Raw genomic sequence first — 23,824 nt, 5'->3', positions numbered from 1 at the left:
CCGGTTCGTTCTCACCCGATCCGCACCGGTAGCCTTAGGGGGTGTCCGGTGGTCCCACGGGACACCGCCTAGGTGTTCCCGAATTCGTTCCAGGAAGGTTTGTCGTGCTCATCGCCGGGTTCCCCGCGGGTGCGTGGGGTACGAACTGCTACGTCGTCGCCACCGGCCAGGGCGCGGAGTGCATCGTCGTCGACCCCGGTCAGGACGCGACCGACGGCGTCGAGCAGGTCGTCCGGGAGAACAAGCTGAAACCCGTCGCGGTGCTGCTCACGCACGGTCACATCGACCACATGTTCTCGGTGCTCCCGGTCTGTGGGACGTATGACGCGACCGCCTGGATCCACCCCGACGACCGGCACCTGCTCGCCGACCCGATGGCGGGGATCAGCCCGGAGACGGCGCGGATGCTGCTCGGCGGCGATCACACCTTCGCCGAGCCCGACGACGTGGCCGAACTGAAGGACGGGCAGTCCCTGGAGCTCGCGGGCCTGAACTTCACGGTCGACCACACCCCAGGCCACACCCGAGGATCGGTCACCTTCACTACGCCGTACGACGGGCCGGAAGAGGTGCCCGCGGTGCTGTTCTCCGGTGACGTGTTGTTCGCCGGGTCGATCGGCCGGACGGATCTGCCTGGCGGCGACCATCCGGCGATGCTGCATACGTTGGCCACCAAGATCCTGCCGATGCGCGACGAGATCGTCGTCCTGCCGGGTCATGGCGGCCAGACCACGATCGGCCGGGAGAAGGCGACCAACCCCTACCTGCAGGACCTGGAGATACAGAACTTATGAGCAAGGTGACCCCACTCAGCGGGTTCCCCGAATTCCTACCGTCTGACCGGATCGTCGAGCTGCAGTTCCTCGACGTGATCCGGGAGACGTTCGAGCTGCACGGTTTCGCGTCGATCGAGACCCGTGCGGTCGAGCCGGTCGAGCGGCTGTCCAATCAGGGCGAGGACGCCGACAAGGAGATCTACGGCGTACGGCGGCTCGCGGCCGGCGCGGACGAGGACGCGGCCCTCGGCCTGCACTTCGACCTGACGGTGCCGTTCGCCCGCTACGTGCTGGAGAACAGCGGCAAGCTGGTGTTTCCGTTCCGGCGCTACCAGATCCAGAAGGTGTGGCGCGGTGAGCGTCCGCAGGAGGGCCGGTACCGCGAATTCACCCAGGCGGACATCGACATCATCGACAGCGGCGAACTGCCGTTCCACTACGAGGTCGAGCTGCCGCTCGTGATCGCGGACGCGTTCCGGAAGCTGCCGATCCCGCCGTTCCGGATCCAGGTGAACACCCGGCAGATCCCGGAGGGCTTCTACCGCGGCCTCGGCATCGAGGACATCACCGGAACGCTCCGGATCGTCGACAAGCTGGACAAGATCGGCCCGGACAAGGTGACCGACCTGCTGACCGCGGCCGGCCTGTCAGCGGAGACCGCCAAGCAGGTGCTGCGGCTGGCCGAGATCTCAAGCACCGACGCGTCCTTCGCGGATCAGGTACGGGCGCTCGGCGTGCAGCACGAGGTCCTCGACGAGGGCCTCGAGCGACTGTCGCAGATCATGACGGCGGCGAACGAGCACGCGCCGGGTCTGCTGGTGGCGGACCTGAAGATCGCGCGCGGCCTCGACTACTACACCGGCACGGTCTACGAGACCCAGCTGATCGGTGACGAGGGCTACGGGTCGATCTGCTCCGGCGGGCGGTACGACTCGCTGGCGTCCGACGGCAAGACGACGTACCCCGGTGTCGGGATCTCGATCGGTGTGTCGCGGCTGGTGCACCGCTTGATCAGCAAGGGATTGCTGACCGCGAGCCGTCGTACGCCGACTGCCGTCCTGATCGCGCTCAACTCGGAGGACGACCGGGCCGAGGCGATGCGGACGGCGATCCAGCTGCGCGGGCGGGGGATTGCGGTGGAGGTGGCGCCGGCTGCCGCCAAGTTCGGGAAGCAGATCAAGTTCGCCGATCGCCGCGGTATTCCGTTCGTCTGGTTCAGCACCGAGAACGGGCCTGAGGTGAAGGACATCCGCAGCGGCGAGCAGTTGCCCGCGGACGCCGCCACCTGGGCCCCGCCCGCCGAAGACCTACGACCAAGCATCAACACGCAAGAGGAGAACTCGTGATCCGTACCCATTCCGCAGGCTCGTTGCGCGCGGAGAATGCCGGCCAAACCGTGATTCTGGCGGGCTGGGTGGCGCGGCGGCGCGATCACGGCGGCGTGGCGTTCATCGACCTGCGCGACTCGAGCGGCACCGTCCAGGTCGTGATCCGCGACGAGGAGGCCGCGCACGGCCTGCGCTCGGAGTACTGCCTGAAGATCGTCGGCGAGGTCTCGCCGCGCCCCGAGGGCAACGCGAACCCGAACCTGCCGACCGGCGAGATCGAGGTGATCGCCACCGAGGTCGAGGTGCTGAACGAGGCGGCCCCGCTGCCGTTCCCGGTCGAGGAGCACCACGCGACGCCGGTGAACGAGGAGATCCGGCTCAAGTACCGGTACCTCGACCTGCGCCGCCAGGGCCCGGGTTCGGCGCTGCGCCTGCGCAGCGAGGTGAACAAGGCCGCCCGTGAGGTGCTGTCGAAGCACGACTTCGTCGAGCTCGAGACGCCGACGCTGACCAAGTCGACGCCGGAAGGCGCTCGCGACTTCCTGGTGCCGGCCCGCCTGCAGCCGGGCAGCTGGTACGCGCTGCCGCAGTCGCCGCAGCTGTTCAAGCAGCTGCTGATGGTGGCCGGTATGGAGCGGTACTACCAGATCGCCCGCTGTTACCGCGACGAGGACTTCCGCGCCGACCGGCAGCCGGAGTTCACCCAGCTGGACATCGAGATGAGCTTCGTCGACCAGGACGACATCATCGCGCTGTCCGAGGAGATCCTCACCGCGCTGTGGAAGCTCGTCGGGTACGACGTGCAGACGCCGATCCCGCGGATGACGTACGGCGAGGCGATGGCGCGGTTCGGCTCCGACAAGCCGGATCTGCGGATGGGCCTCGAGCTCGTCGAGTGCACGGAGTACTTCAAGAACACGCCGTTCCGCGTGTTCCAGGCGCCGTACGTCGGTGCTGTCGTGATGCCGGGTGGCGCCGACCAGCCGCGCAAGCAGCTGGACGCGTGGCAGGAGTGGGCCAAGCAGCGGGGCGCTCGCGGATTGGCCTACGTGCTGGTCGGACAGGACGGCGAACTCGCCGGGCCGGTCGCGAAGAACCTGTCCGAGGAGGAGCGCGCGGGTATCGCCGACCACGTCGGCGCGAAGCCGGGTGACTGCATCTTCTTCGCCGCCGGTCCGGTGAAGACGTCGCGGGCGCTGCTCGGCGCGGCCCGCCTGGAGATCGGCCGTCGCGGCGGTCTGATCGACGAGTCGACCTGGTCGTTCGTGTGGGTCGTGGACGCGCCGCTGTTCGAGCCGGCCGACGACGCGACCGCCGCGGGTGATGTCGCGGTCGGGTCCGGCGCGTGGACCGCCGTACACCATGCCTTCACGTCGCCGAAGCCGGACTCGCTGGAGACGTTCGACACCGACCCGGGGTCCGCGCTGGCGTACGCGTACGACATCGTCTGCAACGGCAACGAGATCGGCGGCGGCTCGATCCGTATCCACCGCGAGGACGTGCAGAAGCGCGTGTTCAAGGTGATGGGGCTGACCGACGACGAGGCTGGCGAGAAGTTCGGGTTCCTGCTCGACGCGTTCAAGTTCGGCGCGCCGCCGCACGGCGGGATCGCGTTCGGCTGGGACCGGATCACGGCGCTGCTGGCCGGCACCGAGTCGATCCGCGACGTGATCGCGTTCCCGAAGTCCGGCGGCGGTTTCGACCCGCTGACCGCGGCGCCGGCGCCGATCACGCCCGAGCAGCGCAAGGAAGCCGGCGTGGACGCGAAGCCGGAGCCCAAGGACAACTAGGAAGGTCGATCAAAGTCAGCGCCAGAACGAGGAGAGTGGGCGTCGACCCCGAGATCGAGCTGAGTGCGGCGGAGGCGCGAGGCGTCGCACTCGGTGCGCAGGGCATGGGCCGACGGCGGCCGGGCGGCCGGATCGACGCCGGCCGCCTGCGGCGCGGGATCGAGGATGTCGGTCTGCTGCAGCTGGACTCGGTCAACGTCCTGTGCCGCTCGCATTACCTGCCGCTCTTCTCCCGGCTCGGCCCCTACCCGCGGGGCATCCTCGACCGCTTGGCCTCGCATGCTGACACTGCTGCCGGATCGGCGACGCGGGTCGGGCGCGACCGCAGCCTGTTCGAGTACTGGGGACACGAAGCCTCGCTACTGCCGGTCGAACTGCAGCCGCTGTTGCGCTGGCGGATGGCGCGAGCGGAGAAGCTCACCGAGAGACCTGCCCGTCTCCTGGCCGCGGAGAAGCCTGACCTGCTCGAGTCGGTTCTGCGCACGGTGCGCGAGCGGGGTCCGATCCGTGCCGCCGAGTTCGCCACGCCAGTGCGCAAGCCCGGAAACCCTTGGTACAACTGGAGCGAGGGCAAGATCGCGCTCGACTACCTCTTCTTCGCCGGCCGCGTCTGCGCCGCGCATCGCGTCCGCTTCGAGCGCCGTTATGACCTTCCCGAGCGGGTGTTGCCCGCAGCCGTCCTCGACGGCCCGACCCCGTCCGAGGACGAGGCGCAGCGTCAGCTGCTGATGATCGCGTCGGCGCGCCTCGGCGTCGCGGCCGAGCCCGACCTCGGTGACTACTTCCGCCTGCCACGGGCGGAGTCCAAGACGCGCGTTGCCGAGCTGGTCGAGGCCGGCGCCCTCACCCCGGCCCGAGTCGAAGGCTGGAGCGCACCCGCCTACGTCACGGCGGGGCGGCTCCCAGTGCCCGCGCGCGAAGCGCGCGCCCTACTGTCGCCGTTCGATCCGCTGGTCTGGTCGCGGCCGCGCACCGAGAGGGTCTTCGGCTTCCGCCATCGGATCGAGCTCTACACGCCGGCGGCCAAGCGGCTGCACGGTTACTACGTGCTTCCGTTCCTCCTCGGCGACAGCCTTGTGGCGCGGATCGATGTCAAGAGCGACCGCGGTGCGGGTGTCCTGCGGGTGCTCGGCGCATTCGCCGAGCCGGGGGCTGCTACCGGCGCGGTCGCTCTGGAACTGGCGGACGAGCTGCGGCTGCTTGCCGGATGGCTCGAGCTCGAACACGTCTCGGTGGCGAGGAAAGGCGACCTCGCCGGGAAGCTGGCGAAGGCAGTTACCGCCGGCCAACGTTCAGGGTCAGAGCACTAGCCCTGGTCGAAAGGGTTGAGCCCTCCCGGATTGTGGAGGAAACTGGCGGCGTTGTGAGAATGCTTGGTTAGGTTTTCACGGCGACCGCCCCCTCCTACCGCCCCAGGAGCTGTTCAATGCGTCGTTTTCTCCTAGCTGTTCTCACCTGCCTCGGTCTCACGGCAGGCGCATTGGTCGCCGCGTCACCGGCGTACGCGGCCGTCTTCCAGACGTACGGCAGCGGCGTCAACATCCGCGCCGACGCCTATCTCTCCTCGGCTGTCGTCGGCACGTTGAGCGGTCCCACGTCGATCGACGTTGACTGCCAGAAGAGTGGCGACCTGGTCAGCAACTCGGACGGGACCAGTTCGTGGTGGGCCCATGTGCCCGCGCTCGGAGGCTACGTGACCGTCGTGTACGTCGCGATTCCCGAGGACAAGCTTCCCGGCGTACCCGAATGCGGCTCCGAGCCGCCCGCGGGTGACATCACGCTGGCCGACGTCCAGGCGATGTTCGGCAGTCGGATCGCCAACCCGTCGCTCGTCGAGACCGGTCTGCCGTCGCTGAACCAGGCGATGCGGGACGCTCAGATCAACACGCCGTACCGGAAGGCGGCGTTCCTCGCGACGCTGGTGCACGAGTCGCGGCTGGAGTACAACATCCGCGAGATCGGCGACACCCGCCCGTACGGCGGGCGCGGGTACATCCAGCTGACCGGCGACTTCAACTACGGACCGGCCGGCCAATACTTCGGCATCGACCTGCTCGGCAACCCGGACCTCGCGCTGTCGCTGCAGTGGAGCGCGCCGATCGCCCGCTGGTACTGGACCGTTGCCCGTGACATCAATCCGTACGCCGACAACCTCGACATGGGCCGCGTCAACGCCGCGATCGGTTACCCGGCCGGCGCCGAGGACCAGCGCCGCTGCGATTCGTTCAAGGCCGCGCTGAACTACCTGACCGGCTCCGTCCCGCCCGGCGTGATCTGCACCCGCCCGTCCGCTCTGAAGGGTGACACCAGCAAGCTGACGCGCGCCCAGTTCGAGGCTCTCGCCTCTTGACTCAGGCGAATTCCAGTAGAGCAGTCCCGAGGGCGCGGACCACCTCCTCTTCGCGAGGGTTCCGCGCCCGCGGGTTGCGCACGGAGCCCACAGAGCTCTGACGAAAGACCCCGTTCGTATACGATGAACCGGGTGAGCACGAACTCGGTTCTCGTCGGCGACGGCCACCGGCCGCTACGTGACGTGGTCGCCGCCGAGTTGCGTCGCCTCATTCTGGCCGGCTCGCTGCCACCGGGCGAGCGCCTGGTCGAGGACCGGCTGGCCCAGCAGCTGGGCGTGTCCCGCAACCCGATCCGGGAGGCGATGCGGGTGCTCGAGGCCGAGGGATTCCTCGACGTCACGGCGCGGCGGGGTGCCTTCGTGGCCAAGCTGTCGGCCCAGCAGGCCGAGGACCTGTTCCACGTCCGGCTCGCGCTGGAGCCGCTCGGCGCGCGTCTGGCGGCGTCGGTCGAGAACCCCGAAACCGCCTTGATCACCAGGGCTTGGACCATTCTCGACGTGGTCCGCGAGTCCGGCCCGGATCAGGATCTCGACGTCTTGTCCACCCTGCACACCGAGCTGCACTCGCTCATCTTCGAACTGACCCGTAACGACTACCTGATCGCTCTCGCGATCCCGATGGTCAAGCGCGGTCAGTGGTTGTTGCGGCAGAGCGCCCCGCTGCAGAACCCGGCGGCCTGGGCCGAGCACGACGGCCTGATCGCGGCGATCGCCGCGGGCGATCCCGACCTCGCCGAGGCCGCGGCTCGCCATCACGTTCTCAGCGTCCGCAACGCGCTCCGCCCGCATCTCGAGCCGGCTGAGCCGCTGCTGGGCCCCGCCTGAAGGCAACTCCGTATACAGCAGGCGACCGCAGTCCTTCCGGCGCCAACGTCCAGGTTCCTCTGGATTTCCGGTTGGCTGAACCACAACCCTGTTGTTTTACAGGCGATCTCCACCGTGCATACCTCTCGAACGAAACCACCTCGTGTTCGTCACGAAACATGGACGTAGCAGGCACCGTATACAACATACGGAACAGCTTGTCGTGCCTGCCCAAGGAGCACGTCCCATGGATCTCACGCCTTCTCCCGTCACCACTCCGATCTCCCGCCGGCGGCTGCTCGGCTGGGGCGGCGGCCTAGCCGCCGGGATCGGCCTCGGTCCGATGCTCACGGCCTGCGGTGACAGCACTTCGTCCGCGGCCTCGTCGTCTGCCGGTGGCGGCACGCTGACGATGGGAATCAATGCCACCCCCGACACCCTCGACCCAGGCGCCACCGGTCTCGCGCTGACACTGCTGATCTCGTTCGCGCTGTTCGACCCGCTGGTCTACTGGCTGCCGGACGGGAAGGGTGGCAGTGCCTTCCACCCGGGCCTGGCGGAGTCGTGGACGATCTCGCCCGACGCCTCGGTGTACACCTTCAAGCTGCGCAAGGGCGTGACGTTCCACGACGGGACGACGTTCGACGCGAAGGCGGTCAAGGCGACGTACGACCACGTGGTCGACCCGAAGACCAAGTCCAAGAGCGGTCTCGGTGCGCTCGGGCCGTACAAGGAGACGAAGATCCTCGACGACTACACCGTGCAGATCGTCTTCACGGCGCCGAACGCGTCGTTCCTGCATCAGCAGGCCGCCGGCAACTTCGGTATCTCCTCGCCGGCCGCGCTGGCGAAGTACGGGCCGACGGCTTACGGGAACAATCCGGTCGGGACCGGACCGTTCACGTTCCAGAGCTACCAGGCCGGTAGCCAGCTGACGCTGCTGAAGAATCCGAAGTACACCTGGGGTCCGAAGGCGCTGGGCGACGGCCCGGCCAAGCTGGACAAGCTGGTGTTCCGGATCGTCACCGACGACAGCGGCCGCTACAACGCCTTGCAGAGCGGGCAGTTGCAGATCGCCATGAACCTGCCGCCGAACAACATCTCCGCGGCGCAGAAGTCCGGGAAGTTCCAGCAGTTGCTGGTGCCCTCCATCGGTACGCCGCTGGGGATGCCGATCAACGTGACCAAATCGCCGACCGACGACCCGCTGGTGCGGCAGGCGATCATGTACGCCGTCGACCAGGACGCGCTCGTGAAGGACGTCCTGTACGACGTCTACAAGCCCGCGCACAACGTGCTCACCCCGATCACGCCCGGTTTCAGCGAGGCGGCGAGCAAGACCTACTCCTACGACCCGGACAAGGCCGGCAAGCTGCTCGACCAGGCCGGCTGGACGGCCGGCGACGGCGGGACCCGGACCAAGAACGGCGCCAAGCTGAACCTCGAGATCATCCTGTTCAGCGGCGGCGGGCTGGAGTTGCCGACGCAGTTCGTCGTGTCGGAGCTGCAGAAGGTCGGGTTCAGCGCGAACACCGCCGTACAGCCGTTCGCGACGGCACAGGCCAGCTTCAACTCCGGCGCGCACAACCTGGGCTCATTCGGGTACTACGGCGCGGACCCCTACCTGCTCAACATCTGGGTCAACTCCAACGCGATCCAGTCCGGCTTCAACTGGTCGCACTACGCCAGCCCGGCGGTGGACAAACTGATCGCCAAGGCGAACGCGACCGCTGCCGACGCGACCCGGAACGGCCTGTACGAACAGGTCGGCGCGAAGCTGATGCAGGACTCGATGTACCTGCCGCTGTGGGACGTGGCCGGGGCGTTCACGCTGTCGCCGAAGGTGCAGAACCTGCATCAGACCCTGAACGGCTACCTGGCGTTCCACAGCGCCACAGTCGGCTGATGACGCTGTTCGTGGTGCGACGGTTGGGCGCGGCGATCCCGGTCGTCATCGGCATCACCCTGATCGCCTTCGTCCTGGTGCACGTCGTACCAGGCGATCCGGCCAAAGTGATCCTGTACGGCGCGAACGCGTCACCGGAGCAGATCGCGACGCTGCGGCAGCAACTCGGACTGGACGATCCGTTGTGGCGGCAGTACGCCGACTTCGCGATCAACCTGGTGCACGGCAATCTGGGGACGTCGTTCCTGACCCAGACCCCGGTCAGCCACGAGTTGCTGTCCCGGGCCCCGAGTACGCTGATCCTGACGGCGACCTCGATGCTGGTGGCGGTGCTGGTCGGCGTACCGCTCGGACTGGTCGCGGGCATGCGTCCGGGTTCGATCCTGGACACCGCGGCGCGGTGGATCTCGTTCGCGGGCGTCGCGGTGCCGTACTTCTTCCTGGCCCTGCTGCTCGTGCTGGTGTTCAGTGTCAAGCTGCACCTGCTGTCCGCGATCGACGACGGTACGGCCAAGAGCCTCCTGCTGCCGGCGGTCTCGCTGGGCTGGGGCTACGCGGCGATCCTGACCCGACTCGTCCGCGGCCGCGTGATCGACGAGCTGCGCAGCGACTACGTGAAGTCCGCCAGGGCGCGCGGCAGTGGCGAGCTGCGCGTGCTGCTGCGGCACGTACTGCGGAACTCCTCGGTGCCGGCGGTGACCACGATCGGCCTGCAGTTCGGCAACATCCTGACTGGTGCCGCGATCACCGAGGTGATCTTCGGCCGCGCCGGGCTGGGGAGCTTCCTGGCCACCTCGATCACCAGCAAGAACATACCGGTCGTGCAGGGTGCGGTGGTCGTGATCGGGATCGCCTACGTGGTGATCAATCTCGGCGTGGACCTGATCGTCGGCGCCATCGATCCACGCACCAGACAGGAGGCCGCCGCATGAGCCGGCTCAAGTGGGCGGCCCTGAGCCTCGCCATCCTGCTGGTGCTGCTCTTGCTGGTCGCGCCCGGCGTGCTGGCTCACGTCGACCCGGTCGCGACGAGTGACGCGCACCTCGAGGGCCCCAGCGGCAGCCATCTGTTCGGTACTGATCTGCTCGGCCGGGATGTCTACAGCCGCACCGTGTACGGCGCGCGTCCGGTACTGGTCGCGAGCTTCCTGGGGGTGCTTCTCGCCAGCGCCGCGGGCGTCGCGATCGGAGTACTGGGCGGCGTGGCGCCGCGCTGGCTCAACGCCGTGGTGATGCGTCTGGTGGACGTGTTCCTGGCCCTGCCGGTGCTGCTGATCGCGTTGATCCTGATCGCCACCGCCGGGTCTGGTGTCCGCAGCATCGTGCTGGCGATCGGGATCGCGTTCACCCCGGGCTTCGCCCGGGTGGTCGAGTCCTCGGTCCGCCGGCTCCGCAAGGCCGAGTATGTCGAGGCGGCCCGGGTGTTCGGTTCCACCACGCTGCGCACCTCGTGGCGGCACTTGCTGCCCAACCTGCTGACCGAGGTGGTCGTGCTCGGCAGCAGCGCGATCGGCTGGGGCATCCTGACCGCCACCACCCTGAGCTTCCTCGGTCTCGGTGTCCGTCTGCCGGCGCCGGACTGGGGCAGTGACCTGGCCGCCGGTGCGACCAATCTGGCCGACGCCTGGTGGCTGTCGACGTTTCCCGGGCTCGCGATCATGGCGACGATCCTGCTGGCGAACTTCTCCGGCGATCACCTGATGCGGGTGCTGGATCCGCGGGCCGGGGTCAGGTTCGGGCGAAGCTTCCGCCGGCTCGCGATCCGGCTGTCCCGTCACGGAGGTGACATCGCGCATGAGTCTGCTTGAGGTGACCGGGCTGCGGACCGAGATCGACACCGCACAAGGCCGGATCTGTCCTGTCGACGGGGTGAGCTTCGCCGTCGAGGCGGGGGAGACTCTCGGTGTCGTGGGGGAGTCCGGGTCCGGCAAGACGATGACCGGGATGTCGATCATGAGGCTGCTGCCGCCCGGTGGGTCGATCACCGGCGGCTCGATCCGGCTGGACGGCCGCGAGCTGACCGAACTGGACGAGTCGGCCATGCGCAAGGTGCGCGGCACTGAGCTGGCGATGATCTTCCAGGACCCGATGACCTCGCTGAACCCGGTCCGGACGATCGGCAGTCAGTTGCGGGAGGCGTACCGGATCCACGTCGGCAGCAGCCGCGCCGCTGCGACGGCTCGGGCGACCGAGGTGCTCGGACTGGTGGGGATGCCGCGACCGCGCGAGCGGCTGGACGACTATCCGCATCAGCTGTCCGGCGGGATGCGGCAACGGGTGATGATCGCGCTCGGCCTGATGTGCGATCCGAAGCTGCTGATCGCCGACGAGCCGACGACCGCGTTGGACGTCTCGATCCAGGCCCAGATCCTGACCTTGATCGACGACCTGAAGTCGCAGCTGTCGATGGGCGTCCTGCTGATCACCCACGACATGGGAGTGATCGCCGAGTACGCCGACCGGGTCGCGGTCATGTACGGCGGACAGGTGGTCGAGCAGAGCGGCGTACGGGAGTTGTTCGAGGCGCCGCGGCATCGGTACACCGAGGCGTTGCTCGCCGCGATGCCGACGCTGGAACTCGACCGGAACGCGGAGCTGGCCACGATTCCCGGCAGTCCGCCGAAGTTGCTCGACCTCGCGCCGGGATGCCGGTTCGCTCCGCGGTGTGCGTTCGCGCAGGACGACTGCCGCAGCGCTGATCCGTCGCTGATCGGTGGGGATCACCTGCACGCCTGCTTCCATCCGGCCGATGGGCGCACCCCGGCCGCTGCTGTGGTCGCTGGCGTCCGGGAGGCGACCGAGCCGCGCGGATCTGACTCGCTGGTGCAGCTCTTCGACGTACACAAGCGGTTCGGCGTGCGGTCGAAGCGGCCCTTCGCCCCGTCGCGGGCGGTGCAGGCGGTGTCGGGAGTGACGCTGACCATCGCGGCTGGGGAGACGCTGGGGATCGTCGGGGAGTCGGGCTGCGGCAAGACCACCCTCGGGCGAATGCTGGTGGGGCTGGAACGGCCGACCAGCGGATCCGTCAGCTTCGACGGCCGGGACCTGTCGGCGCAGAGCCGGACCGGGTTCCGGAAGCGCCGGCGTGATCTGCAGATGATGTTCCAGGATTCGGCTGCCGCGCTCGATCCGCGGATGACCGTTGCCGCGCTGATCGCGGAACCGTTGGTGGCCCAGGGAGTCGGGACCCGGCGCGAACGACGCCGTACGGTGGCCGAACTGCTGGCGGCGGTCGGATTGCCACCCGAGGCGGCGGAGCGTTACCCGCACGAGTTCTCGGGTGGCCAGCGGCAGCGGATCGCGATGGCCCGGGCGCTGGCGCTCCGGCCGAAGGTGATCGTCGCGGACGAGCCGGTGTCCGCGCTGGACGTCTCGGTCCAGGCGCAGATCCTCAACCTGATGCGGTCGCTGCAGGAGCGGTACGGCCAGACGTACGTCGTGATCTCGCACGACCTGTCGCTGCTGAAGTACCTGGCCGACCGGATCGGCGTGATGTACCTGGGCCGACTCGTCGAGCTCGGAGCCGGTGAGGATGTCTACAGCGCACCACGCCACCCGTACACGGCCGGGCTGATCAAGGCGATCCCGGTGCCGGAGTCGGCGAAGAACCGGGAGGCCGCGGCCCGGTCGACCGGCCTCGGCGGAGAGTTGCCGTCGGCTATCGATCCGCCGAGCGGCTGCCACTTCCGGACCCGGTGCCCGCTCGCGACCGAGCGCTGTGCCACGGAGGTCCCGGTACTGAAACCCTCTGACGGCCTGCACGCTGTCGCGTGCCACCACCCCCTGACCACCCACGTCCTGACGCCCGTGAGGTAGACGATGATCCACAAGCTGGACGCAACCCCCGAGACAACCGTCGACGTGTTCACCGCCGAGCTGCCCGCGGTGCTGACGATCGATCCCGGCGACACGCTGACCGTCCACTCACTGGATGCTTCGGGCTACCTGTCACCGCAGACCACACCTGGTGAGCAGCAGCCGAAGATGTTCGACGAGGCTCGCGGCCACTGCCTGACCGGGCCGATGGCGGTCCGCGGCGCACAGCCAGGTGACGTGCTCGCGATCCACTTGGTCTCCCTCACCCCCGACCCCTGGGGCTGGACCGTCGCCGGCGCCCTGAAGTCGCCGATCACCGAGCGGCTGGGCGTCACCGACCAACCCGCCTGGCTGCTCTGGGATCTCGATCCTGACGCTGGAACCGGGCGCTGCAACGGTGGCTTCACGCGTGACCTCGCACCGTTCCTCGGCGTCATCGGCGTGGCCCCCGAGAGCAGCGGCGAACATTCCACGATCCCGCCCCGAGCCGTCGGTGGCGGCAACATCGACTGCAGGTCCTTGGTCGCGGGGTCGACGCTCTATCTGCCGGTCGCGGTCGCGGACGCGATGCTCAGCCTCGGCGACGGTCACGCCGCGCAAGGCGACGGTGAGGTGGGAGGTACGGCGATCGAGTGCCCGATGACCACGACTCTGACCGTGGACCTGGTCCGGGAGACCCGCCCGATCGAGTCGATCCACGCGGAGACTCCGGAGGGCCGGATCACCTTCGGGTTCGACGCCGACCTGAACGTCGCGACCGGCGACGCGCTCGACGCGATGGTGCGCTGGATGCAGGCGATCCTCGACGTCGGCAAGAGCACCGCCCTGGCACTTGCCAGTACCGCCGTCGATCTCCGCGTCACCCAGGTCGCGAACCAGACCTGGGGCGTGCACGCCCTGCTGCCGGCCGGCGTGCTGGGATGACCCGGGTACAGACCGGCAGCTTCGAGCTCGGGGATCTGAAGGTCGAGAAGGGCGGCGTCATCCGCGACGCCAGGCTGTCCTGGCGGACCTACGGCACGCTGTCCCCGGCGCGCGACAACGCGATCGTCTACCCGTGCAGTTACGGCGCGACGCACGAGACGCAGGAGTGGCTGATCGGGCCCGACGGCGTACTGGACTCCGAGCGGTGGTTCATCGTCATCCCCGACATGTTCAGCAACGGGCTCTCGTCGAGCGCGTCGACGGACCAGGAGTTTCCGTCGCTCGTCACGATGGCGGACAACGTCCACGCGCAGCACCGGCTGCTCACCGAGCAGTTCGGGATCGATCGCCTCGCCGCGGCGTACGGGTTCTCGATGGGCGCCGGCCAGGCGTACCACTGGGCGGCCGGCTATCCCGACTTCGTCGAGCGCGCGATCGTCGTCTGCGGCAGCGCGCGGATCTCGCTGCACAACCGGGTCTTCCTGTCCGGGTTGCTGCGGATCCTCGAAGCCGCCCCCGAGTACGACGGCCAGGGGCGGTTCACGGCTGAGCCGGTCGCCGCCAAGCGCGCGTTCGCGCACGTGTACGCCGGGTGGGGGCTGAGTCAGGACTTCTACCGGGAGCGGTTGTTCGAGTCCGTGCTGGGAGCGCCGGATCTTGACTCGTACCTGCAGACTGATTGGGTGGATCGCTTCGCCGAGGGCGCTGCCGCCGACCAATACGCGCAGGCGCTCACCTGGTTGGAGGCTGACATCAGTACGCCGTTCGACGGAGACCTGGTCGCTGCGCTCAGGGCGATCACAGCCAGGGTGCTGCTGATGCCATCGGCCACCGACCTCTACTTCCGAACCGCGGACAACGAGCTGGAGCTGACCTCGTTGCGGACAGCGGAACTGGTGGAGATCCCCAGCATCTGGGGGCATCGCGCGGGCTCACCGCGCGACATCCCCGCCGACCTCGACTTCCTCCGTCGGCAGGTGCGTGACTGGCTGGACACCTGAAAGGACACTCTTGATGAGCTACGCGATCCTGCCGTCGACGAGCAAAGGGCGAGTGCCGTTCTCCGACGGCGAGACCTGGTACCGGATCACCGGTGACCTGAGCAGCGGAGTCACACCGCTGGTCGTCGCCCACGGCGGCCCAGGTGCGACGCATCAGTACCTGCTGTCGTTGACCGCGATGGCCGCGGACAGGCCAGTGATCCACTACGACCAGCTCGGGTGCGGCAACTCGACGCATCTCCAGGACGCGGACCCTTCGTATTGGACTGTCGACCTGTTCCTGGCCGAGCTCGACAACCTCCTGGACCATCTGGGGATCGCGGACGAGTATCACCTCCTGGGTCAGTCGTGGGGCGGCATGCTGTCGGCGGAGCACGCGGTGCGGCGTCCTGCCGGTTTGCGGCGACTGGTGATCTCCAACTCCCCGGCTTCGATGCCGTTGTGGCTCGAGGCCGCCGGGTCGCTGCGTGCGGAGCTGCCGGCGGAGGTCGAGGCGACCCTGCGCAAGCATGAGGAGGCCGAGACGACGGAATCGCCGGAGTACGAAGCCGCGATGAAGGTGTTCTACGAACGGCACGTCTGCCGGGTCGTCCCGAACCCGCCGGAGGTGGCGGCGGCCTTCGCGTCGATCGATGCGGACCCGACCGTCTATCACACGATGAACGGGCCGAGCGAGTTCCACGTCGTCGGCAGCCTGAAGGACTGGACGATCGTCGACCGGCTGCCGGAGATCGCCGTACCGACGCTCGTCCTCTCAGGTGCGTACGACGAAGCCCGGCCGGTGTGCGTGGCGCCGTACGCGGAGCTGATCCCGGGGGCGCGCTGGGAGGTGTTCCAGGAGTCCAGCCATCTGCCGAACGTGGAGGAGCCGGAGCGCTACGTCGCGGTCGTCGAGACGTTTCTGCGCGGCGAGGCCTGAGCGCCGGCCGACCGGCTACGCTCACAGTGTGTCGATCGTCGTACCGGTGGAGTTGTTGCCGCATCTGCGGCGGGCTCGGGACGTTGCCGATCGCAACTATGCCGAGCCGCTCGACCTGGCTGCGCTGGCGGCCGCGGCGGGTGTGTCGAAGTACCACTTCCTGCGGTGTTTCGCGGCGGCGTACGGCGAGACGCCGATGCAGTACGTCACGCGCCGGCGGATCGAGCGCGCGACGGATCTGTTGCGGGCGACGAACCTGACCGTCACCGAGGTGTGCGGGATGGTCGGGTACAGCAGCCTCGGGTCGTTCTCGCAGCGGTTCACCGAGCTGGTGGGGATGACGCCGACGCAGTACCAGCGGACGCAGGCCGGCGCGCGGATCCCGGGGTGTTTCGTGTTCATGCTGGGACTGAACTCAGCAATTCCGGAGAAGCCGGCGGGGGCGTCCGGGGCCTAGCGTCGTACCGAACACAACGATGAGGAGCTGCCGTGATCACCAACATCAGCCTGATCAGTGTCTTTGTCGACGACATCGACGAAGCGAAGGCCTTCTACACCGAGAAGCTCGGGTTCGCGCTGAAGAACGACGTGAGTCTGCCCGACTTCCGCTGGTGCACCGTGTACCACGCCGACCACCCGGAGCTGGAGCTGCAGCTCGCGCTGCCGGGCCCGCCGCTGGACGAGGAAGCAACCGCGGCGATCAAGCGGATGATGGCGAAGGGCACCATGCACGGCTTCGGCATCGCCACCGACGACTGCCGCAAGACCTTCGCCGAACTGACCGCCAAGGGCGTCGAGTACATCCAGGAACCCTCGGACCGCCCGTACGGCGTCGAAGCGGTACTGCGCGACAACTCGGGCAACTGGCTGGTCCTGGTAGAGCAGCGCCCGTACACCGCGGAGGACTTCACCTGAGATGCTGACCGGATGGACATCACAGTCGATCCGGTCGGGCTGACGCCGCCGTACGAGCAGGTCCGCTCGCAGATCGAGGCGTTGATCCGCGCGGGCGAGCTGGCGCGGGGCACCCGGCTGCCGACGGTGCGCCAACTGTCGCTGGACCTCGGGCTGGCCGTGAACACCGTCGCCCGCGCCTACAAGGAACTGGAAGCCGACCACCTGGTCGAGACCCGAGGCCGCAACGGCACCTTCGTCCTGGCCTCCCGCAGCCAGATCAACGACGCCGCGACGCATGCCGCGGCCGTCACCTTCGCCCGAGCCGCCCACAAAGCGGGCCTGTCATTGGCCGAAGCAACCCAGATCCTCACCCACGCCTGGTAGGCGTGCAGATCACGTCGCCTCTGAGCTCGCCTTCCTGGGAGAGGACCTGAAGGCCGTTGGCTTCCAGTTCGGCACGGAGGGCCTCGGGGCGCAGGTGGCGGCGGTGGGGGAGGTACCAGGTGTTGTCGAGTTGTACGGCGTCGTCGGCTGGCTCGGTGGATCTCTCGTAGCAGATGCCGGTGGTGGCGTCGTACCGGAAGTTGTCCTCGTAGACGCGGTCCGGGTCGTACATGGCTGTGGAGAGGATGTAGTGGCCATTGGGTTTCAGGCGGTCGCGTACGGCGGTGAGGACGCTGGCACGATCGGGGTCCGTGACGATCGACTGGAGGCAGTAGCTGTCGAGGATGACGTCGTACTGCTTGCTTCCGGCCGGCATCGCACACACGTCCTGCACACTGAAGTTGACGCTCACACCTCGCTGTCGCGCGAACCGGCGGGCGAGGGCGATCGCTTCCGGGATCAGGTCGATCGCGTCGACGCGGAACCCACGCGCCGCGAGGAAGCATGCCGCGGCGCCGGTGCCGCAGCCGTACTCCAGTACGTCGGCTGTGGTGAGCCCTAGGCGGACGAGGGCGCGTTCGAGGAACGCCCGGTTCGGGAACGCGTCGAAGTCACCGGTCCGATCGTCCTCGAACAGGTCGTTCCACTGCGTCAGACCTTCTTGCTCGAGCCGCCGGTAGGCCGCCTGGTGCTCGGCGTAGTAGTACCGCACCCGCTCACTATGTCTCGCCGCGCTCCGGCGAACCACACAATTAGGTTGTGAACACAGGCATGACGTACTCAGCCGTCGGGGCGACGTGCGTCTCCGACCCCGACTGGACAGTCGCGCCGCCTGGGTATCGATGCCTTGAGCGGACGACCCGCATCGGACAGGGGCTGGAGTGCTGGGACGTCGTGACGGCTGCCATGGGGCAGTGGACGATCAAGACCCGCAGCGGGTTCTCCGTCCGGCCCTGTACCGACGGCGAACCGGCAGTTCGGGAAGGCCAGGACTACACGCTGCTCGCTGCGCTCGGACCGTGCACCCTGAGAGAGCCGGTTCGGGTTGTCGCGGTGGTCGCTCGTCCTGATCGCCGGGGCTTTGCGTACGGCACGCGACACGGCCACCCCGTCTCGGGTGAGGAAGCGTTCATCGTGCACCGCTCACCCGACGGGGCGGTGTGGCTGACGATACGGTCCATGACCCGGCCTGGCCGAGGGCTGTGGTGGTTGGCCTTTCCGGCAGTTCTGGTTGCCCAACGCTGGTATCGCCGGCGCTATCAGAGGGCCTTGATGCCGTGACGGCCCGTGGCTCCGGGAAGATGTGCGCATGAACGAGGATGAGGATCTCCAGCTCGAGCAGGCGGCCCGCGAGACAGCCGAGCTGGAAGCCGAGCAGATCCGCGCAGACGTGGAGGATGCGAAGACTGACCCCGCGGTTCAGGAGGAGTGGATCCGGCAGTCGAATCTGATGTACGGCGGACTGGCTGCCGCCGGACTGGTGGTCGTCCAACCGTTCCTGACTGCGTCGCCGCTGGATCTGACCGCGACGATCTGCGTTGTCGCGTTCGCGGTCGCGATCCCGTTGCTCGCGGCGCTCCTGGTCCTGAACCGGCAGGAGGCGTTCCGCCGCCAGGTGACCAGGTCCGTCCTTGTCAGCGTGGCCAAGGCGGCCGCCGAAGGGTCCGCGTTCGTCGGCCTCACCGCGGCGTTCTGGCACATCTCGACGATCGCCGGCATCACGTTCCTCGCCGTCGGCATCTTCGCCGTCGGCGTCCACTCCGCCGGTTACTCGAAGCTCGAGTACGACGGCAAGTTCCGCTCCCGATTCCCCCGTACCAAGCCGCCCACTTCCTGACCCCGCGCGGAAACGATTCCAAAAGTACGGCGTGAGGTATGTACACGCTCTCTTGGCGTTGCTAGATTCCGGGCTGATTTGACATCGATGTCAACCTCAGGGAGTGGTCGCGATGGTTTCGAGACGTGCGTTCCTGGCGGGCAGCGGTGCGGTGACGGCGGGTGGTCTCGGCTTGGTTCCGGGGCTTACGACGACAGCGCAAGCTGCAGTTTCATCGACGTCCGGCAGCCCCGCTCGGCTGCTGCCGGTGTTCAACCGCCCGAGACACCTGGATTACGGCGATGTGAGCAAGCTCAGCGGGGGAGACCAGACCCTGCTGACAACGTTGCAAGGCATCGTCAACCGTACAGAGCCCGAGTTGTACTTCCTGTACGACACCGGCACGGTGAGCGTGCCGGATGCCAAGTGGCTGGCCGACATGCATCTGCCGACCAAGCTGTACAAGAACCCGCTGGACCTGGTCGCGAAGTACAGAAGCCGGATCCGCGGTGCGATCGTGCACGACCCCGACGTACCGGACTCGCTGAACGTGGCGACGACGCTCGCCGGGCTCGAGAACGCGGTCGTCGCCGACGCGGATCAAGCGAAGGCGCACGGTCTGAGGATCGTGAAGGACCTGCGCGGGATGTTCGACGACGACCGCGTGAAGACGTACCGCTGGCAGCTGGACAACCTGTTCCCGAAGGTCACCCACAAGCTGCTCGCCGGCCTCCCGCCGACCCGCGTGGTCGACGTCGAGGGCGTGCAATGGCAGGAGATCGCCCGCGAGACCCAGCAGATCCGCGACTCGTCGAACCGCGGTACCTACAACCTGGACGTCTCCGCGAAGCTCGGTAAGGAGGCCGTGTACGTCCGGTTCGCGGACTCGTTCACCGACGACGGCTGGGGTGCGTCGGTGCGCCACGTGTCCATCAAGGCCAACGACACCGTGATCGCCACCTTCGAGCCGAACACCCCGGAGGAGGCGCCGTACCTGTTCGACGGCTCGCACTCCTCGATCGGCGGCGAGGCCAATCGCTTCGCCGACGGCGGCAACTACTGGATCTACCGCATCGAACCACCAGCGGGTACGACGTCCCTCGTCGTGACCGTGGAGATGTGGAACCAGTACCTGGTCTCCGCGACCGACACGTCGCCGACCCGCATCGAACCGTTCGCGTACTTCCGCGACTATGTGGTGGCCACCAAGGCCCTGGTGAGCTGGCTACCGCCGGGCGGTGCGACGGGCGAACTGCTCATCGAGCACTACGCGAAGTACCCGACGCTGGCGCCGTACATGGGCTGGTTCGCGAACGACGTCTCCGGTGAGTGGGACGGCGTCGATCTCGCGAGCAAGGGTGGTTCGCCCGTGGTCGCGGCCGACTTCTACATGAACGGCACCGTGCACGCCGGCTTCACGGCGCCGATCTCCGACAAGCCTCGGCCGGTACGGCGGATCGACAAGCCGAAGAACAAGGTCTACCTGACGCTGACCTTCGGCGAAGGCGACAACATCCAGTACTGCCAGCGCCGGCTGCGCGAGATCTGGGACGACCCGAAACGCGGCCAGGTGCCGACCAACTGGACCATCAGCCCGTTGCTCGCCGAAACCGGACCCGGCCTCTACAGCTACTTCCAGCGCACCGCGACCGCCAACGACCTCCTGGTCTGCGGACCGTCCGGCGGCGGCTACACGTACCCGGGTTCGTGGGTGCCTGCCGAGCTGACGGAGTACCTGAAGATGACCGGCGGCTTCATGCGCCGTACCGGGCTGGACGTGGTGTACGCGTACAGCAGCAGGCAGGACGACAAGTGGATCCTGCTGTCGGAGGAGATCGCCGGCGGGTACAACGAGTACACGCCGGTCAAGGGGATCATGCAGACCTGGGACGGCGACCCGCTCACCGTCCGGCAAGGCGGTCTGCCGATCACCGGCCAGTGGGGCGCACCCGGTAAGGCCGCCGAGTTCAAGGCCGCGCTCGACCAGCGGATCGCCAACTGGGACGGTGCGAGCCCGCTGTTCATCTCCGGCGGGATCGGTGCCTGGTCCTGGGCGCCGTCCGACATGGCCGAGCTCGGCGCACTGCTCACCGACCCGTACGAGGTGGTTCTGGCGAACAGCTTCTACGACCTGCTCAACAGGTTGCTGTAGAAAGCACGCTCCGGCGGGCGGTTCGCTCTCCGCCCGCCGGAGCGTGGGTCAGTAGAACAGTCTGTAGGCGTTACGGAGTGCGTTGGCCGCCACCTGTCGACCAAGGGTCACTCCGACGGTGTCCGCCGTACGGGTGTGGATGCCGGACCAGACGCGTGCGTCGACGTTCTCGAGCGTGAGCTGGTGCCAGTTGCTGTAGGTGCGGGTCACGCCCGGCGCGGTCGGGCTGCCGATCGTGTAGGGCTTCGCGGTGCGTGCGCCGACCAGTGTGGTCAGTACCTGCTCGGCCGAGCCGGAGTACGTGTTGTGGCCGCTCGGGTAGTCCGGGTGGGCCGGAGTGTCGTGCAGTGGTGTCCAGTCAGCGTCGACCGTTGCGCGGAGTGCGGTGACCGGACGCCAGCGCAGGTAGGTGTACTTCGTGTCGGACGTGGCGATCTGTGTGTCCACTGCGGCCACGTGGAACAGCGCGACCAGCTTCGTTCGCTCCGCCAACGGACGGTGCGCTGCTTCGGACAGCGCCGCTCGCAGCGGCCCGGTGTAGAGCACGTACGACGAGCCGAGCCAGAACGTGGCTGTGTCCGTCTGGGCCTGCGTGCGCGTCGTACTGTTGCGCGCCCCATCGGCGCGTACCTCTGCCAGGTCGCGGTTGTAGCGGGGCGAGCCCAGAACGGGCGGCGGACCTGGACGGAACTGGTCGGCACTCTCGAGCAGGAACGGCTTCGCCAGCCGGTTCCCGTACTGAGTCCCCGGGCTGTACGTCGGTGGCGTCGACCGCCAGATCCCAGCATCGGTGGACGGTGGCGTGAATGGTGCATTGACCGAAGCCGGGTCCAGTCCGTCGTTGGCACGCGATGCCAAGACCGCCTGTGCCTGTTGGCGTCCTGCCGCAACACCTGCTGTCTCTGCACTGCCGTCGGGGATACGCGCGAGAGTGGTGGTCAGAGCCTGGTCGAGCTCGGTCTTACGAGCCGGTGCGAGAGTCACCAGGGTCTCGTGGACCGCACTGGCCAATGCGGCTTCTTTGTACGGCGTTGGTGCGGCAGGTGATCGGAGGAGCGCGCGTGTCGCTGCGGTCCAGCCGATCGCCCAGGTGCGGTTGTTCGTCACCTGGGTCGGGGCGCCGGCTGCTGCGATCGTGTCAGCTGTGACGTCGTACCACTCGAGCGCGACGTCGGTGCGGGGCGTCGTACCGGCAGCCGGCACGGAGATCAACGTGGACAGGGCAAGGGCGGGAACTGCCGCCAGGGCAAAGGGTTTGCTTAGATTCGTCACGCCTGGATCGTGACAGGCGACAGCGTCGCGCAAAGTGCCATATCACTACTTGGAAACTAGACATTCCGCTTGACACCTCGAGGCGCGGCCGCCCGCGGGGAACGGGCGGCCGCTGGGGTGGGGCTTACCAGTGGTGAGCGACGTCGATCACCAGGCGGGAGTTCGAGCCCGGTCCTGCGAGCGTGAAGACGCGGAACGGGAGCCGAGCGCGGACGCCCAGGCCGATCGTCGTCTGGCCCTCGAAGCTGCCGGCGAAGGCGACCTGCCGGAACGTGCTGTACCCGCTCACGTTGGTCAGTTCCTTGGGGTTCTTCGGCGCGTACGTCGTCCTGCCGGTGTCGATGTTGTACGCCGGCGCGCGGACGACGATCTGCAGTTTCGCCCCGCCGCGCAGCGGGACCAGGAACCCCGAGCCGTCCTGGTAGACGTTGCGGACGTAGCGGACGTCGTACCCCGTGGGGCCGTTGGCCAGGTCGACGACGAGCCGGTCGTAGCAGGCGTGCCGTCCGGTGCGGACGTTGGTGACCGACGTCGTCGCGGGCGTCGTCGCCCGTACCCGGTTGTTTGTCTCGGGCAACGATCCCCAGCCGCGCGGGCAGGACGCGGTAGTTGCCGAGGCGGTTGTCGAGGAGGTTGCCGAGGTGGTCCGGGGGGCGGACGCGGAGCCGGCGAGGTTCGGTGCGGCGATGGCGGCGGCGGGGATCGCCAGGATGGCGACTGCGGCGAGCATCGTCTTGCGCGTGATGTGGTGGATGTTCATGGTGTGTTCCCCCCTTATGAGGACACTTACTTGGACGACACCAGTGGCCAACTGGTTTACTTTTTATGCCGGTGATTTCAGGTAGTCGATCGGGCACGATGTGCAGATGACCCCTGAAGAGCTGCTCGACGTGTTCCACCGCCGGATCCGGCTGCCGGACGCCGACGCGATCCCCGGCTGGAAGCAGGAGCACGACGGCCCTGACGGCATGGTGCACCGCTCGTACGTCGAGGGAGTCGAGGGAGCCGGGTTCGTCGAGACGCCGCGTGGGCTGGGCGACGACCCGGATGCGGTGATCGCCCAGGAGGTGGCGTTCTTCCGGGAGCGCGGTCTGCCGTTCGAGTGGAAGACGTACGCGTACGACGAACCGGCTGACCTTGGTGAGCGGCTGGTCCGGGCCGGGTTCACGCAGGAGGAGCCGGAGACGCTGATCCTCGGCGAGGTGGACCGGATCCTCGAGCGTCCGTCCGCGCTGCCGTCGAAGGTCCGGCTGCGGGAGGCCGACGGGCCGGACGACTACCACCGGATCGGCGTACTCACCGACACCCTGTGGCACAACGGTCTCGAACGGATCGTCGAGCGGCTCGCGGGTGAGGCGCGGATGTTCCCGGACCGGCTGTCGGTGTTCCTGGTCGAGGACGCGCTGAAAGGTCCGGACGGACCCGCCGTGTCAGCTGCCTGGATCCGGTTCCATCCGGGCACCGGGTTCGCCAGCCTGTGGGGCGGCGGCACGCTGCCGGAGTGGCGCCGGCAGGGCATCTACAGCGCCCTGCTCGCCCACCGCGCCCGCCTCGGGAAGGAGCGTGGCTACGAGTTCCTCCGCGTCGACGCGTCCGACGACTCCCGCCCCATTCTGCAGAAACTCGGCCTCTACGGCGTCACTGTGACCACACCGTACGAATGGACACCCTGACCTGACCTGCGGAACGA

At 67.9% G+C, this 23,824-nt stretch carries 23 protein-coding genes; 20 read left to right on the top strand and 3 right to left on the bottom strand.

The window, feature by feature from the left end; genetic code table 11:
• Nucleotides 1-104 precede the first annotated feature (104 nt).
• The 16 genes from ACLJOO_RS33370 to ACLJOO_RS33295 all read left to right on the top strand — a co-directional run bounded on the left by ACLJOO_RS33370 (nucleotide 105) and on the right by ACLJOO_RS33295 (nucleotide 16,894).
• Nucleotides 105-794, top strand: a complete 690-nt coding sequence (locus ACLJOO_RS33370) for an MBL fold metallo-hydrolase (RefSeq protein WP_410791639.1) — start codon at nucleotides 105-107, stop codon at nucleotides 792-794.
• Nucleotides 791-2,122: a histidine--tRNA ligase gene (gene hisS, locus ACLJOO_RS33365; RefSeq protein WP_410791638.1), complete on the top strand. Its 1,332-nt coding sequence runs from the start codon at nucleotides 791-793 to the stop codon at nucleotides 2,120-2,122. Before ACLJOO_RS33370 ends, hisS begins: the two co-directional genes overlap by 4 nt.
• Entirely contained in the window at nucleotides 2,119-3,894 is a 1,776-nt protein-coding gene (aspS, locus tag ACLJOO_RS33360) for an aspartate--tRNA ligase (protein WP_410791636.1), read from the top strand. Before hisS ends, aspS begins: the two co-directional genes overlap by 4 nt.
• 35 nt (nucleotides 3,895-3,929) lie before the next feature.
• Nucleotides 3,930-5,204 (top strand): winged helix-turn-helix domain-containing protein, encoded by a 1,275-nt coding sequence (locus ACLJOO_RS33355; RefSeq protein WP_410791634.1) that lies wholly within the window; start codon nucleotides 3,930-3,932, stop codon nucleotides 5,202-5,204.
• 116 nt (nucleotides 5,205-5,320) lie between these two features.
• Nucleotides 5,321-6,244 (top strand): glycoside hydrolase family 19 protein, encoded by a 924-nt coding sequence (locus ACLJOO_RS33350; protein WP_410791632.1) that lies wholly within the window; start codon nucleotides 5,321-5,323, stop codon nucleotides 6,242-6,244.
• Between the two features lie 132 nt (nucleotides 6,245-6,376).
• Nucleotides 6,377-7,069 (top strand): GntR family transcriptional regulator, encoded by a 693-nt coding sequence (locus ACLJOO_RS33345; RefSeq protein ID WP_410791631.1) that lies wholly within the window; start codon nucleotides 6,377-6,379, stop codon nucleotides 7,067-7,069.
• Nucleotides 7,070-7,295: 226 nt separating this feature from the next.
• Nucleotides 7,296-8,954, top strand: coding sequence for an ABC transporter substrate-binding protein (locus ACLJOO_RS33340; protein ID WP_410791629.1), 1,659 nt, complete (start codon nucleotides 7,296-7,298; stop codon nucleotides 8,952-8,954).
• Complete coding sequence (locus ACLJOO_RS33335; RefSeq protein ID WP_410791627.1) at nucleotides 8,954-9,886, top strand: ABC transporter permease; 933 nt, start codon at nucleotides 8,954-8,956, stop codon at nucleotides 9,884-9,886. The genes ACLJOO_RS33340 and ACLJOO_RS33335 overlap by 1 nt, the downstream gene beginning before the upstream one ends.
• Nucleotides 9,883-10,761, top strand: a complete 879-nt coding sequence (locus tag ACLJOO_RS33330) for an ABC transporter permease (RefSeq protein WP_410791626.1) — start codon at nucleotides 9,883-9,885, stop codon at nucleotides 10,759-10,761. Before ACLJOO_RS33335 ends, ACLJOO_RS33330 begins: the two co-directional genes overlap by 4 nt.
• Nucleotides 10,748-12,769 carry a dipeptide ABC transporter ATP-binding protein gene (locus ACLJOO_RS33325; protein WP_410791624.1) on the top strand — a complete coding sequence of 674 codons (2,022 nt, stop codon included), beginning with the start codon at nucleotides 10,748-10,750 and terminating at the stop codon, nucleotides 12,767-12,769. Before ACLJOO_RS33330 ends, ACLJOO_RS33325 begins: the two co-directional genes overlap by 14 nt.
• A 3-nt stretch (nucleotides 12,770-12,772) precedes the next feature.
• A complete protein-coding gene (locus tag ACLJOO_RS33320) occupies nucleotides 12,773-13,693 on the top strand; it encodes an acetamidase/formamidase family protein (protein WP_410791622.1) in 921 nt (306 codons plus the stop codon).
• The gene (locus tag ACLJOO_RS33315; protein WP_410791620.1) at nucleotides 13,690-14,694 is read left to right on the top strand and encodes an alpha/beta fold hydrolase; all 1,005 of its coding nucleotides are present in this window, start codon (nucleotides 13,690-13,692) and stop codon (nucleotides 14,692-14,694) included. Before ACLJOO_RS33320 ends, ACLJOO_RS33315 begins: the two co-directional genes overlap by 4 nt.
• A 13-nt stretch (nucleotides 14,695-14,707) precedes the next feature.
• Nucleotides 14,708-15,613, top strand: coding sequence for a proline iminopeptidase-family hydrolase (locus ACLJOO_RS33310; RefSeq protein WP_410791618.1), 906 nt, complete (start codon nucleotides 14,708-14,710; stop codon nucleotides 15,611-15,613).
• Nucleotides 15,614-15,641: 28 nt separating this feature from the next.
• A complete protein-coding gene (locus ACLJOO_RS33305; RefSeq protein WP_410791616.1) occupies nucleotides 15,642-16,070 on the top strand; it encodes a helix-turn-helix transcriptional regulator in 429 nt (142 codons plus the stop codon).
• A 32-nt stretch (nucleotides 16,071-16,102) separates the two neighbouring features.
• On the top strand, nucleotides 16,103-16,528 hold the full coding sequence (locus ACLJOO_RS33300) for a VOC family protein (protein ID WP_410791614.1): 426 nt from the start codon (nucleotides 16,103-16,105) through the stop codon (nucleotides 16,526-16,528).
• A 12-nt stretch (nucleotides 16,529-16,540) separates the two neighbouring features.
• Nucleotides 16,541-16,894, top strand: coding sequence for a GntR family transcriptional regulator (locus ACLJOO_RS33295; protein WP_410791612.1), 354 nt, complete (start codon nucleotides 16,541-16,543; stop codon nucleotides 16,892-16,894).
• On the opposite strand, the gene ACLJOO_RS33290 is transcribed toward ACLJOO_RS33295, so the two are convergent.
• The gene (locus ACLJOO_RS33290; protein ID WP_410791611.1) at nucleotides 16,878-17,606 is read right to left on the bottom strand and encodes a class I SAM-dependent methyltransferase; all 729 of its coding nucleotides are present in this window, start codon (nucleotides 17,604-17,606) and stop codon (nucleotides 16,878-16,880) included. The two genes, ACLJOO_RS33295 and ACLJOO_RS33290, sit on opposite strands and share 17 nt — an antisense overlap.
• Before the next feature lie 59 nt (nucleotides 17,607-17,665).
• Here ACLJOO_RS33290 and ACLJOO_RS33285 point away from each other — a divergent pair, with 59 nt between their 5' ends.
• The 3 genes from ACLJOO_RS33285 (at nucleotide 17,666) to ACLJOO_RS33275 (ending at nucleotide 20,862) form a co-directional block, all read left to right on the top strand.
• Entirely contained in the window at nucleotides 17,666-18,175 is a 510-nt protein-coding gene (locus ACLJOO_RS33285; RefSeq protein ID WP_410791888.1) for a DUF1990 family protein, read from the top strand.
• Between the two features lie 28 nt (nucleotides 18,176-18,203).
• On the top strand, nucleotides 18,204-18,731 hold the full coding sequence (locus ACLJOO_RS33280; RefSeq protein WP_410791610.1) for a hypothetical protein: 528 nt from the start codon (nucleotides 18,204-18,206) through the stop codon (nucleotides 18,729-18,731).
• 112 nt (nucleotides 18,732-18,843) lie between these two features.
• On the top strand, nucleotides 18,844-20,862 hold the full coding sequence (locus tag ACLJOO_RS33275) for a GxGYxYP domain-containing protein (protein ID WP_410791609.1): 2,019 nt from the start codon (nucleotides 18,844-18,846) through the stop codon (nucleotides 20,860-20,862).
• Between the two features lie 48 nt (nucleotides 20,863-20,910).
• Here ACLJOO_RS33275 and ACLJOO_RS33270 read toward each other — a convergent pair whose 3' ends face one another.
• Complete coding sequence (locus ACLJOO_RS33270) at nucleotides 20,911-22,134, bottom strand: vanadium-dependent haloperoxidase (protein ID WP_410791608.1); 1,224 nt, start codon at nucleotides 22,132-22,134, stop codon at nucleotides 20,911-20,913.
• Between the two features lie 124 nt (nucleotides 22,135-22,258).
• A complete protein-coding gene (locus ACLJOO_RS33265; RefSeq protein ID WP_410791607.1) occupies nucleotides 22,259-22,894 on the bottom strand; it encodes a hypothetical protein in 636 nt (211 codons plus the stop codon).
• A gap of 106 nt (nucleotides 22,895-23,000) precedes the next feature.
• Between ACLJOO_RS33265 and ACLJOO_RS33260 the strand changes: the two genes are divergently transcribed.
• The gene (locus tag ACLJOO_RS33260; RefSeq protein WP_410791606.1) at nucleotides 23,001-23,807 is read left to right on the top strand and encodes a GNAT family N-acetyltransferase; all 807 of its coding nucleotides are present in this window, start codon (nucleotides 23,001-23,003) and stop codon (nucleotides 23,805-23,807) included.
• The last annotated feature ends 17 nt before the right edge of the window (nucleotides 23,808-23,824 follow it).

This window comes from Kribbella sp. C-35 (assembly GCF_046549195.1).
Lineage (GTDB): Bacteria > Actinomycetota > Actinomycetes > Propionibacteriales > Kribbellaceae > Kribbella.
The sequence above is the reverse complement of the archived record's forward strand: the minus strand, read 5'-3'. Positions and strand labels throughout refer to the sequence as shown.